This is a genomic window from Streptomyces sp. NPDC026575, from assembly GCF_055567415.1.
Genome location: NZ_JBVHQM010000034.1, coordinates 84,507 through 94,467, shown reverse-complemented (window position 1 = coordinate 94,467; position 9,961 = coordinate 84,507). Strand labels below are relative to the sequence as shown.

Annotated in this window: 8 protein-coding genes; 2 read left to right on the top strand and 6 right to left on the bottom strand. The window is 71.8% G+C overall.

Translation table 11 applies throughout. The features are described 5' to 3' along the window. Nucleotides 1-173 precede the first annotated feature (173 nt). The 4 genes from ACZ4NB_RS33855 to ACZ4NB_RS33840 all read right to left on the bottom strand — a co-directional run bounded on the left by ACZ4NB_RS33855 (nt 174) and on the right by ACZ4NB_RS33840 (nt 4,336). Nucleotides 174-1,049: an SRPBCC domain-containing protein gene (locus tag ACZ4NB_RS33855; RefSeq protein ID WP_467666857.1), complete on the bottom strand. Its 876-nt coding sequence runs from the start codon at nt 1,047-1,049 to the stop codon at nt 174-176. Nucleotides 1,050-1,180: 131 nt separating this feature from the next. After that, the gene (locus ACZ4NB_RS33850; RefSeq protein ID WP_467666856.1) at nt 1,181-2,899 is read right to left on the bottom strand and encodes a polyamine aminopropyltransferase; all 1,719 of its coding nucleotides are present in this window, start codon (nt 2,897-2,899) and stop codon (nt 1,181-1,183) included. 270 nt (nt 2,900-3,169) lie between these two features. Then, nucleotides 3,170-3,691 carry a DUF2617 family protein gene (locus ACZ4NB_RS33845; RefSeq protein WP_384424008.1) on the bottom strand — a complete coding sequence of 174 codons (522 nt, stop codon included), beginning with the start codon at nt 3,689-3,691 and terminating at the stop codon, nt 3,170-3,172. 360 nt (nt 3,692-4,051) lie between these two features. Continuing rightward, nucleotides 4,052-4,336 carry a hypothetical protein gene (locus ACZ4NB_RS33840; RefSeq protein WP_467666855.1) on the bottom strand — a complete coding sequence of 95 codons (285 nt, stop codon included), beginning with the start codon at nt 4,334-4,336 and terminating at the stop codon, nt 4,052-4,054. Between the two features lie 234 nt (nt 4,337-4,570). On the opposite strand from ACZ4NB_RS33840, the gene ACZ4NB_RS33835 reads away from it, so the two are divergent. After that, nucleotides 4,571-5,749, top strand: a complete 1,179-nt coding sequence (locus ACZ4NB_RS33835) for a pyridoxal phosphate-dependent aminotransferase (protein WP_467666854.1) — start codon at nt 4,571-4,573, stop codon at nt 5,747-5,749. 82 nt (nt 5,750-5,831) lie between these two features. Here ACZ4NB_RS33835 and ACZ4NB_RS33830 read toward each other — a convergent pair whose 3' ends face one another. Next, complete coding sequence (locus ACZ4NB_RS33830) at nt 5,832-6,368, bottom strand: YbjN domain-containing protein (RefSeq protein ID WP_085925552.1); 537 nt, start codon at nt 6,366-6,368, stop codon at nt 5,832-5,834. 168 nt (nt 6,369-6,536) lie between these two features. Further along, nucleotides 6,537-9,167 (bottom strand): ATP-dependent chaperone ClpB, encoded by a 2,631-nt coding sequence (gene clpB, locus ACZ4NB_RS33825; protein WP_467666853.1) that lies wholly within the window; start codon nt 9,165-9,167, stop codon nt 6,537-6,539. Nucleotides 9,168-9,339: 172 nt separating this feature from the next. Here clpB and ACZ4NB_RS33820 point away from each other — a divergent pair, with 172 nt between their 5' ends. Continuing rightward, nucleotides 9,340-9,921, top strand: a complete 582-nt coding sequence (locus ACZ4NB_RS33820) for a Uma2 family endonuclease (RefSeq protein ID WP_467666852.1) — start codon at nt 9,340-9,342, stop codon at nt 9,919-9,921. Nucleotides 9,922-9,961: the final 40 nt, after the last annotated feature.

Below are 9,961 nucleotides of genomic sequence, written 5' to 3'. Positions count from 1 at the left end.
GAGGGGCTGGGTGTCCGGACGTAAAGCGCAGCAGTCCGGACACCCAGCCCCGGAGGACCGCCACCGGCACCCGAACAGCCCCGCGCAGCGGACCCCGCCCGCCGCAGGCGAACCCAGAGAAACCCCCACGGCGGGACAGCCGACAACGTGGGAAGCACCCCCAAGCGCAGCGACTAGCGACGGCGCCGCAGCACCCGTCCCACCACCACCGCCGACGCCAGGACCACGGCCGCCGCCGGGGCGGCCCAGCGCAGGGTCGCGGAGGTGCTGTTCGCCTCGGGGGCGGGCACCGGCGCGTAGCGGCCGCGGGGCGGGGCGTGGTCGACCTCCTCCGCGCTGCGGCCGATCATCGTGCGGCGGGCGTGCGCGGCCTCCGCGGGGGTGCCGTCCGTGTCCTCGCCGTAGGCGTGCTCGGGGTGCGCGTCCTGCGCCGCGCCGTCCGCGGCCAGGTCGTCCCTCGCGGCCAGGTCGTCCACCGCTCCGAGGGCGTCCTCGTCGCTGAGCGGATCGAGGGAGGGCGGCGGCACCTCGGTGTCGAACACGCCGTGCCGGGCGGAGTCGTCGGCGTCGGCCGGCGGCCGCTGCCGCAGATCCGCCGCCAGGTTCTCCGCGAAGCGGTCCAGCAGCCGGCGGCCCGCGGACCGGGCGGCCTGGTCGCCGACCTCGGCGAGCCGGCCGTCGCTGTGCAGCGTGCCGGCGCAGGCCAGGGTCGTGCCGGGCCCGGGCTCGGTGGCCGGGGAGAGGCGTACGGCCAGCGTCAGCACGACCGCGCCGTCGCCCCGCGCCTCGGTGCCCTTCGCCTCCACGGTCACCGTGGCGGGCGCGCCGTCCTCGCCGGGTCTGTCGTCCGCGGCGCTGCTGACCGTCAGCGTGCCGCGATAGGTGATGGTGGAGCTTCCGATGCGCAGCCGCAGCCGGCCCTCGGGGCAGTGCGGGGCCGCGTCGGCGTCGAGCTGGACTCCCGGGACGCAGCGCGCCACCCGCTCAGGCTCGGTGAGCGCCTGCCGCACGGTCCCGACGGGAAACGGAACGTACACCTCATGCTCCATGACATGGGAGCCTAATTCCTTCTCCAGCGCCGAGGGGACCCCCTGGCGGGTGTGGGCGGTGTTCGCGTCGGGTCCGCCCGCCCCGGGGCCTGCCGCGGCTCCTTGGCCCGCGTGCACGGCGGGCCGTCGTATCAGTCCAGATATTGCGGGTGCATCAGCGTCGACGCCCGCAGGCCGGGCATCCGGGCCCGGGCCGCCCCGCTCCGGCCGGCCAGCAGCTCATCGACGGTGAGGCCGCCCAGATGCGGCGCATCGGAGGGGTGCACGAACCGCGGCGGGCGCCGGGCGGCCAGTACGAAGCCCCAGTAGCGCGGCCCGCCGGGCGGCGGGGCGGCGGTGTGCTCCTCCGCGGCCGCCGACCGGGCCGGTCCGCCCAGGCGGTCCGGGCCGTCGGAGACGTCCGAGGGCCGGCCCGGCAGGCGGTACGGGACCGTCGCCAGGCCCACCGACCGCACCGTCGCCTCCACCGTCCAGTACGACCGCGCCCGTGTGCCCGGCGGCCCGGCGTGCACCACCAGCCGCCCGTCGGGGGCCAGCATCCGCGCCGCCATGCCGTAGAACTCCTGGGAGTAGAGCTTGGTGCTGGCGGTGATGCCGGGGTCGGGGAGATCGGAGACGATGACGTCATACGGCGCCGGGTGCCGGCCGTGCACGCCCTGCCGCCGCAGCCAGTCGAAGGCGTCGGCGGTGACCACATGCACCCGCGGATCGTCCATCGAGTGCTGGTTGAGGCGGGAGAGCCCGGGGTCGGTGCGCGCCAACCGCACGACGCCGGGGTCGAGTTCGACGACGGTCACCGAGCGGACCCCGCCGTGGCGGAGGATCTCGCGCACCGCCAGGCCGTCGCCCCCTCCCAGGACCAGCACCCGGGCGTGCGGACCGCCCGACAGCGCCGGGTGCACCAGCGCCTCGTGGTAGCGGAACTCGGTGTCGGCGCTGACCCGCAACCGCCCGTCCAGATACAGCTCCAGCGGCTGGCCGGAACCTTTCCTCCCCCGCCCCGCACCGACTACGGGCCCCGTCCCCCCGGTCATCACCACTTCCTGGACGCCGGTCTGCACCGCGACCCGCGCCGCCGAGCCGTACACCGCCCGCCGGGCGGCGCGTTCGAACGGCGTGGCCAGCAGCATCCCCGCAGCCAGCAGCGCGAGCACCAGGACGTTGACGCCGAGCAGCGTCCAGCGGGCGCGGACGGTCAGATCGCGGCGGAACAGCCACAGCACCAGCACGCCGCCGGCCGTCGCGTTGATCGCGCCGGTGACCAGCGCGCCGGTCAACTGGCCGAAGTGCGGCAGCAGCAGAAAGGGAAAGGCCAGTCCGCCGACGAGCGCACCGACGTAGTCCGCGGCGAACAGGTCGGCGACCGCGCCGCCCGCGTCCTGCCGGCGGACCCGCTGGATCAGCGTCATCAGCAGCGGCACCTCGGCGCCGATCAGCACGCCGATGGCCAGGGAGAAGCCGACGAGCGCGGAGCGGGACTGGCCGTACCAGGCGAAGCAGGCGTAGAGCGCCATCGCGGAGCAGCCGCCGACCAGCGCGAGGACGGCCTCGACCGCGCCGAAGCCGACCGCGGCCCGGCAGCGCAGCCGCTTGGCGAGCAGCGCGCCGACGCCCATCGCGAAGACCATGACGGACAGCACGACCGACGCCTGGGTGACCGAGTCGCCGACCAAGTACGTTGCCAGCGCGACCAGTTCGAGTTCGTAGACCAGACCGCAGGCGGCGCAGACGAAGACCACGGCGAGGACCAGCAGCCTGCCGAGCCCGGCCGGCACGGGAAGTCGCGCCGGCGTCATGGCCTCCGGCGGCCCGAGGGCTCCGGTAAGAGCGGACTCTGGCGGGTCGATCATGAAATGAACGCTACGTGACGATTCGACGCCTCTGGGTCACCCACACGAGTGCACTCTGCGGGCTACACGCGTCAGTTGGGGCGATGTCGATGCGTGGGGCAGAGCGGGGCGTCCCCGCCGCGCGCCCGGCGCACACCATGCCGCACGCGCCTCAACGCACCTCCGCGCCCTGGGCGCGCACTCCTAGCGCGCGCCACAGCCCCCTCGCCCCCGCTCCCTCCACGACCGCCGGTGGCGCCGACCCTGCTGGTCGCTTTCGCCGGGGCCCCGTTAGACCGCCGCGACCGCCGCGCGTACGCCCACGCGGGTACGGGTGGCCACCAGGCGGCCCTCCTGCGGATACGCGTGCCAGGTCCGCCAGCGCACCTGCCCCTGCTGACACTGCGCCAGCATCGCGGTGAAGGCGTGCGGCGAGCCGGGGAACGTACCGGCCAGGCCGTGCGGATGCTCGGCGACCAGCGCCAGCAACTCCTGTGCGCGGCCCGCGAACGAGCCGCGCGAGAGCGTCTCCACATGCGCGGCGAATTCGTACTCCCAGTCGCCCAGACGCTTCGCCACACCGAGCGGCAGCGGGGTGCTGCTGCCCGGCATACAGGCGACCGTTTCGGAACAGGTGCCGTGCTCCTCTTCGAGAAGCACCTGGTGAGAAGCGCCGAGCAGCCTCAACTGCACCTGGGCGCCATGGAGTTGGAGATCGAGGACGGCGAGGGCCGGCAGGGGTTCCCTGCCCAGCGCCCAGGCCAGGTCGGATGCACGGGTATCGGTGTACGCCGTCGTCAAAGTGGTGAGCATGGGTCGGCTCCGCAAGCACGCAGTGGAAGGGTGGGCCGGCCCGCCCGAAAAGGATCAGGAATGTACGTCTGCCTGCCGGCTCGTGCCCACGTGGGATCGGAGAACGTGGGGGATTCTCTATGAAGAGGGAATCATGAAAGCCCGGTCGCCCACAGCGTTTTTACCCATCTTCGCCGGGTTTCCATCCCCTAGAGGGCCATGCAGTTCAACTGTTCAACATTCTTACGCCCAGCGGGTGTTGGCGCTTTCGCCGAGCCCGCCGGGCGCATATGCGCAGGGGCACAAGCCACCCGCATGTGTGCAGCTGAACGGGCCCTTTCGGGCGGTCCGGTCAGCGCCGTGCGAAGGTGCCGCGTCGGCTCAGCAACCCCCGCCGCCACCGCCGCAGCCACCACCACCGCCGCCGCCGCAGGAGGAGGAGCCCCCGCCGCAGGAGGAGCCGCCGCACGAGTGGCCACCGTGGTGCCCGCCCCCGTGATGGCCGCCGCTCGAACCCGCGCCGCCGGCGGCCCACCAGCTGCCGCTGCTCGAACCGCTCGACTTGCGGTACCCGCTCCCGCTCCGTCCGCCGGTGCCGCTCCGCGAGGCCAGGGCCACCAGCCCGATCACCACCGCACAGATCACCAGGAAAACCACGATCCCCATCTGCCTCACACTCCCTTTCCGTCCCCCGAAGCGTGGGGGCGCCTCCCACGCCGTTCAGGCAGTGGGGGCGCATCGCTCCAGCCGGCGCCCCGTTGCCCCGCTCGCGGCGCCGTCCGCGCCGCCGGCCGTCCTCGTCGACGGCCGTCTCAGTCCTGTATGCGGGGCTGATGCCCGGGCCCGGGAGTCTCAAAGCACAGTTGAGGAAGTCCAGAGGTTCGGCGGAGGATGGCGCGCATGGACCGACCGCTGCTCAACCGCCGCCTCGCCGAATTCGGCACCACGATCTTCGCCGAGATGTCAGCACTCGCCCTACGGACCGGCTCCATCAACCTCGGCCAGGGCTTCCCCGACGCCGACGGCCCGGAGGAGGTCAGAGAGGCAGCGGTCCGTGCCCTGCGCGACGGCCGCGGCAACCAGTACCCGCCCGGTCCCGGCGTCCCCGAACTGCGCACCGCCGTCGCCGCCCACCAGGAGCGCTTCTACGGCCACCTCGGCCTGTCGTACGACCCCGACACCGAGGTCCTGGTCACCGCCGGCGCGACCGAGGCCATCGCGGCCTCGCTGCTCGCCCTGCTGGAGCCCGGCGACGAGGTCATCGCGCTGGAGCCGTACTACGACTCCTACGCCGCCTGCATCGCGATGGCCGGCGGCCGGCGGGTACCGGTGACCCTGCACGCCGATCCGGAATCCGCGACCTACCGTCTCGACCTCGACGAGCTGCGCGACGCCGTCACGGATGACACCCGCCTCATCCTGCTCAACACCCCGCACAACCCCACCGGCACGGTCCTGACCCGCGCCGAGCTCACGGCCGTCGCCGAGCTGGCGGTGGAACGCGACCTCCTCGTCATCACCGACGAGGTCTACGAGCACCTGGTCTTCGAGGGCGAGCACCTGCCCCTGGCGTCCTTCCCCGGGATGCGCGACCGCACCGTCACCATCGGCTCGGCCGGCAAGACCTTCTCCTTCACCGGCTGGAAGGTCGGCTGGGTCACCGCGGCGCCGGAACTGGTGAGCGCGGTCCGCTCCGCCAAGCAGTTCCTCACCTTCGTCTCCGCCGGCCCCTTCCAGTACGCCGTGGCCGAGGCCCTCGCCCTGCCCGACGGCTACTACACCGGCCTGCGCGACGATCTGCGCGCCAAGCGCGACATCCTGGCGACCGGCCTGGCCGACGCCGGCTTCCAGGTCTTCCGCCCCTCGGGCACGTACTTCATCACCACCGACATCCGCCCCCTGGGCGAAAAGGACGGCTTCGCCTTCTGCCGCGCCCTGCCCGAACGCGCCGGCGTCGTCGCCATCCCCAACGCCGTCTTCTACGACCACAAGGACCGCGGCGCCCCGTACGTCCGCTTCGCCTTCTGCAAGAGCGTCGATCTGCTGGAGGAGGCGGCGGGACGGCTCAAGCGGCTCTGAGTCCGGCCGCCGGACAGACGAGGGCCCCGGAGCCGGCAGCTCCGGGGCCCTCGCAGCCGGGTGGGTGTGGGACGTACGGGGCTCAGGCCTCGTCGTCGCCCGGCTTCTCGTCGGAGTCGCCTTCGATCTCGGCCTCCAGGCCGAGCTGCTCGACGATCCACTTGTCGAATTCGATCGACGCGCGGACCCAGCTGACCGTGCTCGACACGAAGTGTTCGAGCGAGACGCCGGTGCCGATCAGCATCGATGCCTCACCGATCAGACGGACCGTGCCGTCGTCATGGGTGTGGGTGTAGGCCTTGGGCCACAGCGTCCGGCGGTTCCAGTCGTCGATCGCCTCCAGCAGCTTCGACTTCTCGTCGATGCCGTGGGCACGGTCGTAGAACGTACGGACGGAGAAGATCTGCTGCTCCTCCTCGCCCCGGAACATGAAGTACGTGCGGAACTGCTCCCACGGGGCGGCGAGGTCACCCTCCTCGTCGACTACGTACTTCAGCTCCATCTGGTCGAGGAGCTGCTTGACCAGGTCCTGGTCTGGCACGACGGGACCATCAGGCCCCGACGGCTCGGGTTCGGGCTGGCCCCCGAAATTCGGAATCGAGGACGGGTCGATGCTCACCGTGGAATTCCCTTCGTATGGTCCTTGCCATCCTCCCCCACATCCGCCCCGTCCTGGCAACCCCGGAGGGCCGGGTGCGGGCAAGGTGTCGCTCAAGGCAACGATCCGGCGGCACGATCAGGCACCCGGGACGGCCCGCCGGACCCGCCGACGGGCCGTCCGCGCAGCTCAGGCCGCCCCTTCGCGCACCGGCAGCACCGACAGCCGATCACCGTCGACATCCACCCGCACGGTGTCCCCGTCCAGCACGTCACCCGCCAGGATGGCGCGGGCGAGCTGGTCGCCGATGGCCGTCTGGACCAGGCGGCGCAGGGGGCGCGCCCCGTAGGACATGTCGGGGGCCGGCGCACCGTCGACCGGCTGTTGGCCGAGCCAGGCGAGCCAGGTCAGGGCGCGGTCGGTGACGTCCAGCGTCAGACGGCGCTCGCCCAGGCGGCGCTGGAGGTGGTCGAGCTGGAGCCGGGCGATCCGCTGCAGCTGGTCCGTGCCGAGCGGGTGGAAGACCACCACGTCGTCGAGCCGGTTGAGGAACTCGGGCCGGAACGAGGACCGGACCGTCTCCAGCACCTTCTCCCGCTTCTCGTCCTCCTTCAGCAGCGGGTCCATCAGGAAGGCGGAGCCGAGGTTGGAGGTGAGGATCAGGATGGTGTTGCGGAAGTCGACCGTGCGGCCCTGGCCGTCCGTGAGCCGTCCGTCGTCGAGCACCTGGAGCAGGATGTCGAAGACCTCGTGGTGGGCCTTCTCCACCTCGTCCAGGAGGACGACGGAGTACGGGCGGCGGCGTACGGCCTCGGTGAGCTGGCCGCCCTCCTCGTAGCCGACGTATCCGGGCGGCGCGCCCACCAGGCGGGCGACGGAGTGCTTCTCGCCGTACTCCGACATGTCGATCCGGACCATCGCCCGCTCGTCGTCGAAGAGGAAGTCCGCGAGCGCCTTGGCCAGCTCGGTCTTGCCGACGCCGGTCGGGCCGAGGAAGAGGAACGAGCCGGTGGGGCGGTCCGGGTCGGCGATCCCGGCGCGGGTACGCCGCACCGCGTCGGAGACCGCGCGTACGGCCTCGGACTGGCCGATCAGCCGCCGGCCGAGCTCGTCCTCCATGCGCAGCAGCTTCTGGGTCTCGCCCTCCAGCAGGCGGCCCGCCGGGATACCGGTCCAGGAGCCGACCACATCGGCGATGTCGTCCGGGCCGACCTCCTCCTTGACCATGGACTCCTTGGACGCCTCCTGCTCGGCCTCGGCGGCGGCCGCGGCCTCCAGCTCCTGCTCGACGGCCGGGATCTCGCCGTAGAGCAGCTTGGAGGCGGTGTCGAAGTCGCCGTCGCGCTGGGCGCGCTCGGCCTGGCCGCGCAGGTCGTCGAGCTTCTCCTTCAGCTCACCGACCCTGTTGAGGCCCTGCTTCTCCTTCTCCCAGCGGGCGGTCAGGCCGCGCAGCTCCTCCTCCTTGTCGGCGAGGTCCTTGCGCAGCTTCTCCAGCCGCTGGACGGAGCCGGCGTCGGTCTCGTTCTTGAGCGCCAGCTCCTCCATCTTCAGGCGGTCGACGGCGCGCTGGAGCTCGTCGATCTCCACGGGCGAGGAGTCGATCTCCATACGGAGCCGGGAGGCAGCCTCGTCGACGAGGTCGATCGCCTTGTCGGGCAGGAAGCGGGAGGTGATGTAGCGGTCGGAGAGGGTGGCGGCGGCGACCAGGGCGGAGTCGGCGATCTGCACCTTGTGGTGCGCCTCGTAGCGGCCCTTGAGACCGCGCAGGATGGCCACCGTGTCCTCGACGGTCGGCTCGGCGACCAGCACCTGCTGGAAGCGCCGCTCCAGCGCCGGGTCCTTCTCGATCCGCTCGCGGTACTCGTCGAGCGTCGTCGCACCGACCATCCGCAGCTCGCCGCGGGCCAGCATCGGCTTGAGCATGTTGCCGGCGTCCATGGACGAGTCGCCGCCGGCGCCCGCGCCGACGACCGTGTGCAGCTCGTCGATGAAGGTGATGATCTGGCCGTCGCTGGACTTGATCTCCGCCAGGACGGTCTTCAGCCGCTCCTCGAACTCACCGCGGTACTTCGCGCCCGCGACCATCGCCCCCAGGTCGAGCGCGACCAGCCGCTTGTTGCGCAGCGACTCGGGCACATCGCCCTTGACGATCCGCTGGGCCAGGCCCTCGACGACGGCGGTCTTGCCGACGCCCGGCTCGCCGATCAGCACCGGGTTGTTCTTCGTCCGGCGGGAGAGCACCTGCACCACCCGGCGGATCTCGTGGTCCCGGCCGATGACCGGGTCGAGCTTGCCCTCGCGAGCGGCCGCGGTGAAGTCCGTACCGAACTTCTCCAGCGCCTTGTACGTGCCCTCCGGGTCGGCGTTGGTCACCCGCTGGCCGCCCCGGCTCGCCTCGAAGGCGGCCAGCAGCTTCTTGGCGGAGGCGCCCTGCTGCTCCAGCAGCTCGCCGGTGCGGCCGCCCTTGGCCGCGATCCCGATCAGCAGATGCTCGGTCGAGACATAGGCGTCGCCCAGCTCCTTGGCCCGCTGGGTCGCGTCCGCGATCGCGCCGAGCAGCTCGCGGTCCGGCTGCGGCGGGGCGACCGTCGAGCCCTGCACGCTGGGCAGCGCGGCGAGCTGGCGCTCGGCGCCGTTGCGCAGCACGGCGGCGTCCGCCTCGACGGCCGCCAGCAGGTCCATGATGTTCTCGTTGTCCTGCCCGGCCAGCAGCGCCAGCAGGAGATGCGCGGACGTCATGTCCGCATGCCCGGCGGTGATCGCCCGGTCATTGGCGGCGCTCAGCGCCTCCCGGCTCTTGTTGGTCAGCTCGGCGTCCACGGCCCGGTGTCCTCCCTGTGTGTGCTGTTCCGACACGTCTTCTTGCAGGTACTAACGTGCAGTAAGTTGAGTCTATTCCACTCAAGGCCGCCCGTACGGGTGAAGCGGACCGAACAATGCTTCCCCGCCCTGGCCGCCTGGTGACACTGGCCTTCGACCACAAGGAGGTGGCATGACGGCTATGGCACACGAGCCGATGGTGACGGACGCGGAGACCCTCCTGGACGGCTTTCTGGCCTTGGAAACCCCGCCGGGCTTCCGGGCCGAGCTCATCGAGGGGGAGATTGTTGTGTCACCGCCGACCGATGGCGACCACGAGGACTACCTGAGCATCATCAACGAGCAGGTGCACAGGGAATCCGAAAGCGCCATGCAGATCTCGGGCTACAAGGGACTCACCCTCTCCAGTCCAGACGGCCATCCCGTGGATCACGTGATCCCCGACGCCACCATCGCCCCCCGCAGGCTCCGCCTCTTCCGGGGAGCCCCACCCTGGATGCGGAGCGACGGAGTGGCCTTGGTCGTCGAAGTGACGTCCAGCAGACCGGACAAGGACCGTGTCGCCAAGCGCCAGGCTTACGCCCGCGCCGACATTCCGCTCTACCTGCTGGTCGTCCGCGGCAAGTCCTCGGTCACGCTCTTCGGCGATCCGAAGGACGGGGACTATCGCGAGCTCCACACCAGGCCCTTCGGCAAACCCCTCCCCCTCCCCGCCCCCTTCTCCTTCGACCTGGAGACGGCCGACTTCCTCTGACCCCACCCAGGCCATGGGCCGCGGCCGCCCCTCTACGCTG